Source organism: Telluria sp. ZB4P36, from assembly GCF_059685865.1.
Genome location: NZ_JCASIE010000002.1, coordinates 411,541 through 424,730, shown reverse-complemented (window position 1 = coordinate 424,730; position 13,190 = coordinate 411,541). Strand labels below are relative to the sequence as shown.

General features: G+C 67.3%; 8 protein-coding genes and 2 riboswitches. Of the genes, 4 read left to right on the top strand and 4 right to left on the bottom strand.

Features of this window, described 5'->3' with window-relative positions:
- Positions 1–7 precede the first annotated feature (7 nt).
- The 3 genes from gcvP to gcvT form a co-directional block, all read right to left on the bottom strand.
- Positions 8–2,899, bottom strand: coding sequence for an aminomethyl-transferring glycine dehydrogenase (gcvP, locus tag AC56LK_RS04605; RefSeq protein ID WP_497183387.1), 2,892 nt, complete (start codon positions 2,897–2,899; stop codon positions 8–10).
- A 106-nt stretch (positions 2,900–3,005) separates the two neighbouring features.
- Positions 3,006–3,386, bottom strand: a complete 381-nt coding sequence (gene gcvH / locus AC56LK_RS04600) for a glycine cleavage system protein GcvH (protein WP_027865340.1) — start codon at positions 3,384–3,386, stop codon at positions 3,006–3,008.
- 58 nt (positions 3,387–3,444) lie between these two features.
- Complete coding sequence (gene gcvT / locus AC56LK_RS04595; RefSeq protein ID WP_497183386.1) at positions 3,445–4,563, bottom strand: glycine cleavage system aminomethyltransferase GcvT; 1,119 nt, start codon at positions 4,561–4,563, stop codon at positions 3,445–3,447.
- A 49-nt stretch (positions 4,564–4,612) separates the two neighbouring features.
- Positions 4,613–4,715: riboswitch (glycine riboswitch) on the bottom strand.
- 17 nt (positions 4,716–4,732) lie between these two features.
- A riboswitch (glycine riboswitch) is annotated at positions 4,733–4,818 on the bottom strand.
- Between the two features lie 165 nt (positions 4,819–4,983).
- Here gcvT and AC56LK_RS04590 point away from each other — a divergent pair.
- A complete protein-coding gene (locus tag AC56LK_RS04590; protein WP_497183385.1) occupies positions 4,984–5,556 on the top strand; it encodes an ATP-dependent Clp protease proteolytic subunit in 573 nt (190 codons plus the stop codon).
- Positions 5,557–5,633: 77 nt separating this feature from the next.
- On the opposite strand, the gene AC56LK_RS04585 is transcribed toward AC56LK_RS04590, so the two are convergent.
- Positions 5,634–5,822: a hypothetical protein gene (locus tag AC56LK_RS04585; protein WP_497183384.1), complete on the bottom strand. Its 189-nt coding sequence runs from the start codon at positions 5,820–5,822 to the stop codon at positions 5,634–5,636.
- 267 nt (positions 5,823–6,089) lie between these two features.
- On the opposite strand from AC56LK_RS04585, the gene AC56LK_RS04580 reads away from it, so the two are divergent.
- The 3 genes from AC56LK_RS04580 to AC56LK_RS04570 all read left to right on the top strand — a co-directional run bounded on the left by AC56LK_RS04580 (position 6,090) and on the right by AC56LK_RS04570 (position 13,183).
- On the top strand, positions 6,090–8,348 hold the full coding sequence (locus AC56LK_RS04580; protein ID WP_497183383.1) for a DUF1631 family protein: 2,259 nt from the start codon (positions 6,090–6,092) through the stop codon (positions 8,346–8,348).
- 120 nt (positions 8,349–8,468) lie between these two features.
- The gene (gene smc / locus AC56LK_RS04575) at positions 8,469–11,993 is read left to right on the top strand and encodes a chromosome segregation protein SMC (RefSeq protein WP_497183382.1); all 3,525 of its coding nucleotides are present in this window, start codon (positions 8,469–8,471) and stop codon (positions 11,991–11,993) included.
- Positions 11,990–13,183, top strand: coding sequence for a cell division protein ZipA C-terminal FtsZ-binding domain-containing protein (locus AC56LK_RS04570; protein ID WP_497183381.1), 1,194 nt, complete (start codon positions 11,990–11,992; stop codon positions 13,181–13,183). The genes smc and AC56LK_RS04570 overlap by 4 nt, the downstream gene beginning before the upstream one ends.
- Positions 13,184–13,190 lie beyond the last annotated feature (7 nt).

The window sequence follows — 13,190 nt, the reverse complement described above, 5'->3', positions numbered from 1 at the left end:
TCCGCTATTACTCGTAGTCGCTGATCGGCGCGCAACCGCAGAACAGGTTACGGTCGCCGTAGACGTTGTCCGCGCGTCCGACCGGCGGCCAGTACTTCTTCTTGCGCAGCGAGGCCACCGGGAAGGCCGCCACTTCGCGCGAGTAGGTGTGCTGCCAGTCGTCGGCGGTCACCACTTCGGCGGTGTGCGGGGCGCCCTTGAGCGGGTTGTCCATCTTGTCGTACTCGCCGCGCTCGACCTTCACGATCTCGGCGTGGATGGTGATCATCGCTTCGATGAAACGGTCCAGCTCCGCCTTCGATTCCGACTCGGTCGGCTCGATCATCAGCGTGCCCGGCACCGGGAAGCTCATGGTCGGGGCGTGGAAGCCGAAGTCCATCAGGCGCTTGGCCACGTCTTCGTTCGAGATGCCGGTCTTGTCCTGCAGCGGGCGCAGGTCGATGATGCACTCGTGCGCGACCAGGCCGTCGTGGCCGGTGTACAGCACCGGGTAGTGCGGGGCCAGGCGGCGTGCGATGTAGTTGGCGTTCAGGATCGCCACTTCGGTCGCCGCGGTCAGGCCTTCCGCGCCCATCATCGCGATGTACATCCACGAGATCGGCAGGATCGAGGCCGAACCGTAGGCCGCCGCGCTGACCGCGCCGATGCCGGCTTCGTTGCGGACGTAGCCGGTCGACAGCTGGTTCGGCAGGAAGGGGGCCAGGTGGGCGCCCACGCCGATCGGGCCGACGCCGGGGCCGCCGCCGCCGTGCGGGATGCAGAAGGTCTTGTGCAGGTTCAGGTGGCTGACGTCGCCGCCGAAGGCGCCCGGCGCGGCCACGCCGACCATGGCGTTCATGTTGGCGCCGTCGACGTAGACCTGGCCGCCGTGCTGGTGCACGATCTCGCACAGTTCCTTGATGCCTTCCTCGAACACGCCGTGGGTCGACGGGTAGGTGACCATGACGCAGGCCAGGTCCTTGCTGTACTGCTCGGCCTTGGCCTTCAGGTCGGCCAGGTCGACGTTGCCGTTCTCGTCGCAGGCGGTGACCACGACCTTCATGCCGACCATGCTGGCCGATGCCGGATTGGTGCCGTGCGCCGAGGACGGGATCAGGCAGATGTTGCGGTGGCCTTCGCCGCGCGCTTGATGATACTTCTGAATAACGAGCAGGCCCGCGTACTCTCCTTGGGAGCCGGCGTTCGGCTGCAGCGAGATCGCGGCATAGCCGGTGGCGGCGCACAGCATGGCTTCCAGCTGGCCGATCATTTCGCGGTAGCCGACGGTCTGGTCTTCCGGCGCGAACGGGTGGACGTTCGAGAACTCCGGCCAGGTGACCGGGATCATCTCCGAGGTCGCGTTCAGCTTCATGGTGCAGGAGCCGAGCGGGATCATGGTGCGGTCCAGCGCCAGGTCCTTGTCGGCCAGGCCGCGCAGGTAGCGCAGCATCTCGTGCTCGGCGTGGTAGCGGTTGAAGGTCGGGTGGGTCAGGTAGGCACTGGTACGCGCCAGTTCCGCCGGGTAGGCGTCGGCCACGTCTTCGTCCAGCGCCTCAATGTCCACAACCTTGTCGACCGACTGGCCGTTGCCGAAGACGGCGAACAGCGCCGCCAGGTCGTCGCGGGTGGTGGTTTCGTCCAGCGACACGCCCACGTGGCCGTCGTCGATGCGGCGCAGGTTGATGCCCGCGTTGGCGGCGGCGGCGTGCAGCGCGGCCGCGTCGCCCTTGACGGTCAGGGTGTCGAAGTAGGTCGTGTTCAGCACTTCGGCGCCGAGCTGCTGCAGGCCGCGCGCCAGGATCGCGGTCTGGCGGTGCACGCGGGTGGCGATCTGCTTCAGGCCTTGCGGGCCGTGGTAGACCGCGTACATGCCGGCCATCACGGCCAGCAGCACCTGGGCGGTACAGATGTTCGAGGTCGCCTTTTCGCGGCGGATGTGCTGTTCGCGGGTCTGCAGCGCCAGGCGGTAGGCCTGGTTGCCCTGGGCGTCGACGGTGACGCCGACCAGGCGGCCGGCCATGCTGCGCTTGTACTCGTCGCGGGTGGCCAGGTAGCCGGCGTGCGGGCCGCCGAAACCGAGCGGCACGCCGAAGCGCTGGCTGTTGCCGACCACCACGTCGGCGCCCCAGTCGCCCGGCGCGGCCAGCATGGTCAGGGCCAGCAGGTCGGCGGCGACCACTACCATGGCGCCGGCGGCATGCAGGTGCTCGACGGCGGCGCGGTAGTCGCGCACTTCGCCGTTCACGCCCGGGTATTGCAGCAGCACGCCGAAGCAGCTCTCTTCCAGTTTCTCGATCTCGCTCGCGGCGATCACGCGCACCTCGACGCCGATCGGCTGGGCGCGGGTCTGCACCACTTCCAGGGTCTGCGGCAGCACGTCGTCGGCCACATAGAACACCTTGGAGGACGACTTGCCGACGCGCTGCAGCAGGGTCATGGCTTCGGCGGCGGCGGTGCCTTCGTCCAGCATCGACGAGTTGGCGATGCCCATGCCGGTCAGATCGGTGATCATCTGCTGGAAGTTCAGGATCGCTTCCAGGCGGCCCTGCGAGATCTCTGGCTGGTAGGGGGTGTAGGCGGTGTACCAGGCCGGGTTCTCGAAGATGTTGCGCAGGATGACCTTCGGGGTGTGGGTGCCGTAGTAGCCCTGGCCGATCATCGACTTCATGACCTTGTTCTTGGAAGCGAGCGCCTTCAGGGTCGCCAGCGCTTCTTCTTCGCTGCGCGGTTCGACGAACTGTCCCAGGTCCATCGTGTCCTGGCGGCGGATGTTCGCAGGTACGACCGCGTCGATCAGGGCGGCGCGCGAGGCGTAGCCCAGGGTCGACAGCATGGCTGCCTGTTCGGATTCGGACGGGCCGATGTGGCGCGGGATGAAGGAATCGCGCGCTTCGAGTTGGGTGAGGCTGGAGCGGGTCATGGTAGAAGCCAAATAAGAGCTGACGCAGGGGTCTCGTGGACGGGGCGCCGGGAGAATGGAGAACGGATAAAGCAAAGGTGCGCCCGAAGGCGCACCATACGACAGGTTAGTTACCGGTGGTTTTGCCGTAGGCGTCGGCGTCCAGCAGCTTGTCGACCGCGCCGGCATCGCTTGGAGCCAGCTTGAACAGCCAGGCGCCGTAGGCATCCTGGTTGATCGAGTCCGGTGCGTCGGCGACCGACTGGTTCACCGCGGTGACGGTGCCCGAGACCGGTGCGTAGATGTCGCTGGCGGCCTTGACCGACTCGACCACCGCGGCGTCGTCGCCTGCGGTGAATGCCTTGCCGACCTGCGGCAGCTCGACGAACACGATGTCGCCCAGCGCGTCCTGTGCGTACTCGGTGATGCCGACGGTCAGGCTGCCGTCGGCTTCGCGGCGCACCCACTCGTGGGACTCGGTGTATTTCAGGTCGGTTGGGATGTTCATATAAGGCTCCAATAGAGGGTGAGGCGGTAGTATAAAGCGTGTTGTTGGTTTTTCTTGATCAGGCAGCGAGAACTTTGCCGTTGCGCACGAACGGCAGTTTCACCACGCTGGCAGCCAGTTTCTTGTCGCGGATTTCGACCTGCACGGTGTCGCCGATGGCGACGTCCAGCGGCACGCGCGCCAGTGCGATCGCCTGCTGCATGCTCGGGCTGAAGGTGCCGCTGGTGATCTCGCCCACGTTGCCGGCGGCGCTGATGACCTTCTGGTGGGCGCGCAGGATGCCGCCTTTTTCACGCAGGATCAGGCCGACGAAATTCGCCTGCTGGCCCTTGGCCTGCAGGGCGGCCTTGCCGACGAAGTCGCGCTCGGACACCAGGTCGACGGTCCAGGCCAGGCCGGCGTCGAGCGGGTTGACCGTATCGTCCATGTCCTGGCCGTACAGGTTCATGCCGGCTTCCAGGCGCAGGGTGTCGCGCGCGCCCAGGCCGGCCGGCTTGATGCCGGCGGCGACGAAGGCGTTCCACAGGGCTTCGACCTGGCTGGCCGAAACGCCGATCTCGAAGCCGTCTTCGCCGGTATAGCCGGTGCGCGCCACCATCACTTCGCCGAACGGGGTGCTTGGTACGATCACGACGTTGAAGGGTTTCAGCGGCTCGGAAGCGGCCTGGGTGGTCGGCAGCACCTGCCAGACCTTGGCGCGGGCGTTCGGGCCCTGTACCGCAACCAGGGCGATCGGATCATTGCCATCACGGCGCTGGGTGATGCTGATGCCGGAACCGGTGGCGTCGTTCTGTTGCGAGATCCAGGCCACGTCCTTCTCGGCGGTGCCGGCGTTGACGACCAGGCGGAACCAGTCTTCGCTGAAGTAGTAGACGATCAGGTCGTCGATCACGCCGCCTTCCGGGTTGAGCATGGCGGAGTAAAGCGCCTTGCCCGGTACTTGCAGCTTGTCGACGTTGTTGGCCAGCAGGCCGCGCAGGAAGGCGCGTACGTTGGCGCCCTTCAGGTCGACGACGCACATGTGCGAGACGTCGAACATGCCGGCATCGGTACGGACGGCGTTGTGTTCCTCGATCTGGGAACCGTAGTTGACCGGCATGTCCCAGCCGCCGAAGTCGACCATCTTGGCTCCGAGGGAGCGGTGTGCGGAATTGAGCGGGGTCGCTTTGAGCGTCATGGGGTCCTCGGGCAGTGAATAGGGGGTGCGCGCACTCCTCGCGGGTGCCTGTATCCCCTCTGTCCTTGGTACCTGAGAGATAGCAGCGTGGCTGCCTGCCCCTTCGGTGGGCCGCATGCATCGCGCTGCGGCCGCTCTCCAGAGTTGAGCCGCCGCGCCTTGCGCTGCTGCCCCCTGACCAGTCCGTTTGCCTGAGAGTTTGTGGGTAGTGCCCCTTCGGCGGCAGGTGTTCCTGCGCTCTCCCGGTCAAGACTGTGGAGGATATGCCAGCATTGGTTCGGTGTCAACCTGCGGCTCCCGCCGCGAGGGGCATTGGCGATTGCCAAAAAGAATTGCCGCGCACTATTGGCGGACCGTCGGACCGGGCCTCCGGGCATGTTTTGCTACACTTGTCTTACACACTTTGCAGTGGGAAAAACTATGAGCGAAGACAAAGCACAGCAGCATGGCAAGGAAACGAAAGAAGCCTGGTTCACGCTATCGGGCGACGTCAACAGCGACATGGTGCACCGTGTGTTCGATGCGGTATCGATGATGACCGAGGACGGCATCGAAACCGCCCACGTGCTGATCCAGTCGAATGGCGGCTACGTCAGCGACGGCCTTTGCCTGTACAACTTCCTGGCCAACTCGCCGATCAAGTTCATCATGTACAACGGCGGGGCGGTGGCCTCGATCGCGGTCATCCTCTACCTGTCGGGGTCGGAACGCTATTGCAGCGAGACGGCGCGCTTCATGGTGCACAAGTCGCATGCGACGGCCTCGCCCGGTTCGCGGCCGGATGCACTGAACATCATCGTCGAAGGCCTGCGTGCCGACGATGCCCGCACCGAGTCGATCCTGCGCAAGTGCGTCGACCTGACGCCGGAGCAGTGGGCCATCCACCAGTACTCCGACCTGCACCTGAACTCGCGCGACGCCAAGACCGCGGGCCTGGTCAACGACGTGCGCGACTTCCGCCCGCCCAAGGGGGGCATGCTGCGCAATATCTGAGGGCGAAAGAAAGCCCACCGCACTAGCGGTGGGCGGGCGACAAGCGCTGGTCGGGGCAGGACAGGCCTGCTGTGCGCTCAGCGGTTCTTGTCGTTCTTGTGGCTCTGGCGGCCGGCTTCGGCATGCTGTTCCGGCGTGCCGCCGCGGGTGCCGCCGCTGCCGGCGCTCCCACCCGAGCGGGAGCCCGAGCCCGAACCCGACTGCTTGTTACCGCCCTGCTGCTGCGGGCTGCCGCCCTGCTTCGACTTACCTTGCTTCGAGGCCATGATCATTTCCTTTCGATGTGGGAAGAATGTCCTGCTTGCCGAGCTGTGGATCGTTACCGCAGCATTTCCGGTCGAGTCATCATGCGTTTCGTATAGATGAATCGGTATCGGAACACGGCGTGATCCAGTGTAGGACAGGCACCGACGTTCACAAGGAATTATTCAGTAGGCGGGCTGGATCACGCCAAATATGCCTCTTTGCTATTGCCATGTGGAAATAATGTGGCAAAATGGGCGGATCGATCTTCATCCAAGCCTGCAAGCGTTATGGCCGCGAACACCGCACAGACTCCTGCCGTCCGCAAGGCCGCCGCCGCGCAGCAGGCGGCGCTGGAGGAACTCGCCGGTATCGCTGCAAGCCGCGCCGCCGAGGCCCTGATCGACACGGCCGGGCGCATGACGGCCGTTCTGCTGGACATGACGACGGCCGGACCCGACCCGCGCGAGGCGGCGCGCCGCATCCGCTCCGGCAATCTCCTGAAGGACAACGCCTACGCCTTCGTGCACCTGGCCTCGACCGCCGTCGAGCTGGCCCTGCGCAAGGAACTGGCGCTGCTGGCGCCCGCACTCAAGCCGGCAAGCGCGCCGCTGACCCTCAGCCTGGTGCCGCTGGAAGAGATGGACGACCAGCTGGCGTTCGCAGCCGTCAGCCGTCCCTTCGACATCCAGCAGTCCGAACGCCTCGCCAGCCTGGGTGTGCGCCTCGGCGTGCTGCTGGGACGCGAACTGGTGCGTGCCAACCATAACCCCTTCCGTCCCGAAGTCTTCCTGCGCGCGCTGCAGGAAGCCTGGCGCGAGTTCGAGCCGGACGAAGCATCGCACGGCTTGGTCCTGCCGCTGCTGCGCCCCGGCGTGATGTTCGATCTCGGGCCCATCCTCGACGCCCTCAACGACAAGCTCAAGCCGGTGCGCCTGCGCGACGGCGGCGAACGCTTTGCCAAGACCGACGACAGCGCCGCCGCCAGGGCCGCGCGGGCGCGCCGCGATGCGGCCGTGTCGCAGCAGCTGCGCCAGCTGTTCGGCGCGGCCGAGGCGGCGCCGGGCGCGGACATCGACATCCCCCTGATTCCCAACCTGCCGCAGGGCAGCGGCGGCTGGCGTCCCAGCGCGGCCGCCGGTTTTCCGGCCGCGGCGCAGGTAGCGGACGGCCAGGCCGTGACAGGACAGACCGCATCCGCGCATGCGCCGGCGGCCCCGATCCCGGCCTCCCTGATCGATGTGCTGGAAAAGCTGGCCGGCCCCATGCCCGCCGCCGGCGCCGCCAGGAGCGCCCCGCAGGCTGGAGCGGGGCCGCACGAAGTGTTCTACCTCCCGCGCCTGAAACAGAGCCTGCCCGCGGGCAGCCTGTCGCACGGCGACGAGACCACGCTCGACCTCCTGTCGCGGATTTTCGAGACCGTGCTGCTCGACGACGCGATTCCCCAGGAGACCCGCGAACTGATCGCCTTCCTCCAGGTGCCGGTGCTGAAGGCCGCACTGAAGGACCGCAGCTTCTTCTTTGAAGAGGCGCATCCGGCGCGGCGCATGCTCGACCTGCTGTCGCAGGCCGGCTGGGGGCAGGCCGCCAATCCGGACGACCCGGTCTGGCGCGCCATGCGCCGCGGCGTCGACAAGCTGCGCGGGGAGGCGCAGCCCGAGGCCTTTGCCGACGCGGTGGCCGAGCTGGAAGCCGGACTCGCCGAGCGCGAGCAGGTCGAGGCGGCTGCCATCGCCGGCCCGATCGCCCGGGCCACGCGCCAGGAACAGCAGCTCGCCGCCACCCGCTCGGCGCGCAAGGCGGTGACGCTGCGCCTGGCCGGCGAGCAGGTGGTGGCGCTGGTCGGCAGCTTCCTCGAGCAGCGCTGGACGCCGGTGCTCACGCTGGCCTACACCATCGAGGACAAGAAGCCGGGGGCGGTGGACAACGCCACCCGCGCCATGGATGACCTGATCTGGAGCGTCAAGCCCAAGGCCACGCAGGAACAGCGCAAGCAGCTGATCAGCCGCCTGCCGGCCCTGCTCGCCACCCTCAACAAGTGGCTCGATGCCACCGGCTGGCAGGATGCCGAACGGCTGCAGTTCTTCGCCGGGCTGGCCGAATGCCACGCCGCCATCGTGCGCGCACCGATCGAGCTGTCGCCCGAGCGCCAGCTCGAATTGGCGGTGGAGGCGGCGCAGCAGGACGCGCTGCGCCGCATCGCCCAGGAGCAGGCCGCGGCCGACGAGGACGCCCCCGCCGATCCGGCCGCAGGCTCGGCCGATGCCGTGCTGGCCACGCTGGAGCGCGGCATGCGGGTCGAGTTCAATGGCGCGTCCGGCGTGCGCAAGCTGCGCCTGGCCTGGGTCAGCCCGCTGCGCACGCTCTTCATCTTCTCCGGCGCCAACCGCCAGGAAGCCTTCTCGCTGCCGGCCGAGCGCCTGCTTGATGCCTTCCGCAGCGGCAGCATCCGCGTGCTCGCGCTCGACGGCGTGGTCGGGCGCGTGCTGGGCGAGGCGGTCGGGCAGGGCGCCATGAACGATCCCGCGCATGCCGCAAGGGCCGGCTAGGTTTCCCCGGCCGGGTCCGGCATCGATTGTCGGGTTCGCAAAGAGTCATTCTTGGCCGAAATGCAATCAACAAATGGTATGATGGGGACTTTAACGACTCCCTAGCCCAGCCGAAGCAACGTGCGCCTTTCCTCCATCAAATTGTCGGGATTTAAGTCTTTCGTCGATCCCACCAATTTCCAGGTGCCCGGCCAGCTCGTCGGCGTGGTCGGCCCGAACGGCTGCGGCAAGTCGAACATCATCGACGCCGTGCGCTGGGTGCTGGGCGAATCCAAGGCCTCCGAGCTGCGCGGCGAGTCGATGCAGGACGTGATCTTCAACGGCTCCACCTACCGCAAGCCGTCCGGGCGCGCCTCGGTCGAACTGGTGTTCGACAACGCCGATGGCAAGGCGGCCGGGCAGTGGGGGCAGTACGCCGAGATCGCGGTCAAGCGCACCCTGACGCGCGACGGCACCTCGACCTATTACATCAACGGCCAGCCGGTGCGCCGGCGCGACATCCAGGACATCTTCCTCGGCACCGGCCTCGGCCCGCGCGCCTACGCCATCATCGGCCAGGGCATGATCTCGCGCATCATCGAGTCGCGTCCGGAAGAGCTGCGCGTCTTCCTCGAAGAAGCGGCCGGCGTCTCCAAGTACAAGGAACGCCGCCGCGAAACCGAGAACCGGCTGTCCGACACGCGCGAGAACCTGCTGCGGGTCGAGGACATCCTGCGCGAGCTGAACGCCAACCTGGAAAAGCTCGAAGCCCAGGCGGCCGTCGCCAATCGCTTCCACCAGCTGCAGGCCGACCAGGAAGAAAAGCAGAAGCTGCTCTGGCTGCTGCGCAAGAACGAAGCCAAGGCCGAGCAGGTCCGCTTCTTCCGCGAAGTCGAAGAGGCCCAGACCGCGCTCGAGGCGCAGACCGCCAAGCTGCGCAACGTCGAGCTCGAGCTGGAGAACATGCGCCAGGCCCACTTCAGCATCGGCGACCGCCTGCATACGGCGCAAGGCGCCCTGTACCAGACCAATTCCGAGATCGGCAGCCTGGAAGCCCAGATCAAGTTCGTGGTCGAGTCGCGCACCCGCCTGCAGAACCAGCTCGGCACCCTGGGCGCCCAGCGCGACCAGTGGCTGGCCCAGCGCCAGGAATACGAGGAACAGGTGGCGGAAGCCGAGATCACGCTGGAAGAACTCGGCGCGCGCGCCGAAGGCGCCCAGATCGCGGTGGAGGCCCACGGCGGGCGCGTGCCGGAACTCGAAGCCGCCTGGCGCCAGGCCCAGGAGCGCTCGAACGAATCGCGCGCCCGCATCATGCAGGTCCAGCAGCGCATCGAGCTGGCCAGCGCCCACCAGCGCAACGCCGCCAACATCCTCACCAGCCTGGCCGCAAGGCGCGAGCGCCTGCAGCAGGAGCGCAACGGCCTGAACCTGCCGGACAGCGCCACCCTCGACAACCTGCGCCTGCAGGCGGAAGAAAAGCAGCTGGCGCTGGAAGAGCAGACCATGCTGCTCGACGAAGCGACGTCGCGCCAGGACGCCGTGGAGCAGGAGCGCAAGGAAGCCCACGCCCAGGTGCAGAAGGAGTCCGCCGCGGCGGCCCGGCTGGAAGCGCGCCTGGCCGCGCTGCGCCAGGTGCAGGACCGCGTACAGACCCAGGGCAAGGTCCAGCCCTGGCTGGAGAAGCACGAACTGGCCGGGTTGCCGCGCCTGTGGCAGAAGCTCGACATCGAAGCGGGCTGGGAAACCGCGCTGGAAGCCGTGCTGCGCGAACGCTCCGGCGCGCTCGAGGTGTCGAACCTCGACTGGGCCAAGGCCTTCTTCAGCGATGCGCCGCCGGCGCGGCTGGCCTTGTATTCACCCGCGCCAGCGGCAGCAGCTGGTGCCGACACTTCGGGCCTGAAACCCTTTGCCAGCCTGCTGCGCCTGAACGACCCGGGCCTGCGCGGGGTGCTGAACGACTGGCTGCACCACGTCTACGTGGCCCAGGATGCGGCCGAAGCCTTCGCCAGGCGCGGTAGCCTGCCGCAGGGCGGCAGCTTCGTCACGCGCCAGGGCCATGTGGTCAGCGCCTCCAGCGTGCGCTTCCATGCGCCCGATGCGGAGCAGGACGGCATGCTGGCGCGCCAGCACGAGATCGAGAACACGGCTAAGCAACTGCGCGCCCAGGCCCTGCTGCTGGACGAAGCGAAGAGCCGCGCCACCCGCGCCGACGCCGCCGTCAGCGACCTGACGCGCCGCCTGCAGGATGCGCGCCAGCGCTCCGCCACGCTGCAGCGCGAAGTGCATGCGTTGCAGATCGAAGTCTTGAAACAGAGCGAGATCGAGGCGCGCTTCAACCAGCGCAGCGGCCAGATCGCCGCCGACCTGTCCGAGATCGCGGCCCAGGAAGCCGAGCAGCGCCAGGCCGCTGCCGAGGCGGAACAGGAATTCGAACAGCTCGACATGGAGCTGGCAGAGCTTCAGGGCAGCCACGAGGACGGCCAGACCGCCTTCATGGAAAAGGAGCAGATTCTCGCCGACGCGCGCCAGAAGCTGCGCGACCTGGAACGCAGCGCGCAGGAGGCCCAGTTCGCCGAACGTGCGCAGCGCAGCAAGATCGAGGAGCTGCGCCGCAGCATCGCCACCGCCACCCAACAGGCCGACCAGGTCGGCGCCAGCCTGGGCGCCGGCCGGCTCGAACTGGAAGCACTGGAAGCCGGCACTGCCCGCGAAGGCCTGCAGGAACTGCTGGACCGCCGCTCCACCCAGGAGCGCGCCCTGGCCGACGCCCGCCATGAGCTCGACCAGATCACCCAGCAGTTGCGCCAGCTCGAGGAGCTGCGGATGGGGAACGAGCGCAGCCTGCAGCCGCAGCGCGACCGCATCACCGAGATGCAGCTCAAGGAACAGGCCGCGCGCCTGAACCAGGAGCAGTTCGCCGAGGCGCTGGCTGCTACCTCCGCCGTCGAATCCGAGCTGGAAGAAAAGCTCACGCCGGACATGAAGCCGCAATACCTGCAGGGCGAGGTGACGCGCCTGACCAATGCCATCGGCGCGCTCGGGGCGGTCAACCTGGCGGCGGTGGACGAGCTGGCCCAGGCCACCGAGCGCAAGCGCTATCTCGATTCGCAGAACAAGGACCTGCAGGAGGCCATCGCGACGCTGGAAGACGCGATCCACCGCATCGACCGCGAGACCCGCGAGCTGCTGCAGGACACCTTCGACCGCGTGAATACCCACTTCTCCGAGCTGTTCCCGATCCTGTTCGGCGGCGGCCAGGCCAAGCTGGTGATGACCGGCGACGAGATCCTGGATTCCGGCGTGCAGGTGATGGCGCAGCCGCCCGGCAAGAAGAATGCGACCATCCACCTGCTGTCGGGCGGCGAGAAGGCATTGACCGCCACCGCGCTGGTGTTCTCGATGTTCCGCCTGAACCCGGCGCCGTTCTGCCTGCTGGACGAGGTGGACGCGCCTTTGGACGACGCCAATACCGAGCGCTTCTGCCGCATGGTCAAGCGCATGTCGGACCATACCCAATTCCTCTTCATCTCGCACAACAAGATCGCGATGGAGATGGCCAACCAACTGATCGGTGTGACGATGCAGGAGCAGGGCGTATCGCGCATCGTGGCGGTGGACATGGAGTCCGCCGCGAACTTCGCTACTGAGGCACAAGCAGCATGACTGATTTACAAATGACCCTGATCGCAGCGGGTGGCGTCTTCGTCGTCGGCGTCGTCTCTTACAACAAGTGGCAGGAATACAAGGCCCGCAAGAGCGTGGAACGCGCGTTCGCGTCGGATCATGACGATGTCCTGATGCGCAGCGGCGAGACGCCGGTGGAGCGCCAGGAGCCGGTGCTCGACCTGGGCGCCGAAACGCCGCTGTCACCACTGGACGTCGAACCGGGCGAGTCCAGGCACGACGCCGCCGTGCCCGCGGTCGACACGCCTGCGCCCGTCGTACCGGCGGCACCGGCCGTGCCGCGCGCGCCCACCACGATCGCGTCGCTGGAGCCGGCCGCGCCGCTGCCGGGCACGACTCCACAAACGCCGCCGTCCGAACTGGCCGAGAGCCTGGTCGACCCGCTGATCGACTGCATCATCCCGCTGAATTTCGAAGGCGCCCTGCGCGGCGACAAGATCCTGCCGGCGCTGCACAAGCTGCGCCGCGTCGGCAACAAGCCGATCCACTACGTCGGCTTCGCCGTCAGCGGCGATTGGGAGCCGATCGTGCACGGCGGCGTCTACACCAAGCTGCAGGCAGGCGTGCAGATGGCCACCCGCACCACGGCCCTGAACGAGATCGAATACTCCGAACTGGTGACGCGCCTGCGCGCGGTGGCCGACGAGATCGGCGCCGAGCCGGAAGTGCCGGACATGATCGAGGTGATGAGCGAAGCGCGCACCCTGCATCGCTTCGTGGCCGGCCATGACGCCCAGCTGGGCGTGAACCTGGCCGCCAACGGCGCGCCGTGGGCGATGTCCACGCTGATCGCCGCGCTGGAAAAGCAGGGCTTCGACGTGCGCCCGGACGGCCGCTTCTCGATGCCGGACGAAGGAAAAGGAAATGCAGGCGGCGTGCTGTTCACGCTGTCGACCAACGTCACCCTGGGCGCCGACACCACCTCGCGCCTGACCCTTCTGCTCGACGTGCCCTGCGTGGCGCCGGCGCGCGACGGCTTCGGCGCCATGGTCAAGTGTGCCAAGGAGCTGACCCAGCGCCTGGATGCGACCATCGTCGACGACTTCGAGCAGCCGCTGCTCGACCCGGCGCTGGAAGAGATCAAGGGACAGGTTGCCGACTTCTACCAGGAGATGGAAGCCTCCGACATCCCGGCCGGGTCCACCCGCGCGCTGCGCCTGTTCGTCTGAGGTTCGC

Bases quoted from the DNA above. Each gene is read 5' to 3' on its own strand.
- gcvP (WP_497183387.1), bottom strand. From the start codon at position 2,899: ATGACCCGCTCCAGCCTCACCCAACTCGAAGCGCGCGATTCCTTCATC.
- gcvH (WP_027865340.1), bottom strand. From the start codon at position 3,386: ATGAACATCCCAACCGACCTGAAATACACCGAGTCCCACGAGTGGGTG.
- gcvT (WP_497183386.1), bottom strand. From the start codon at position 4,563: ATGACGCTCAAAGCGACCCCGCTCAATTCCGCACACCGCTCCCTCGGA.
- AC56LK_RS04590 (WP_497183385.1), top strand. From the start codon at position 4,984: ATGAGCGAAGACAAAGCACAGCAGCATGGCAAGGAAACGAAAGAAGCC.
- AC56LK_RS04585 (WP_497183384.1), bottom strand. From the start codon at position 5,822: ATGGCCTCGAAGCAAGGTAAGTCGAAGCAGGGCGGCAGCCCGCAGCAG.
- AC56LK_RS04580 (WP_497183383.1), top strand. From the start codon at position 6,090: ATGGCCGCGAACACCGCACAGACTCCTGCCGTCCGCAAGGCCGCCGCC.
- AC56LK_RS04570 (WP_497183381.1), top strand. From the start codon at position 11,990: ATGACTGATTTACAAATGACCCTGATCGCAGCGGGTGGCGTCTTCGTC.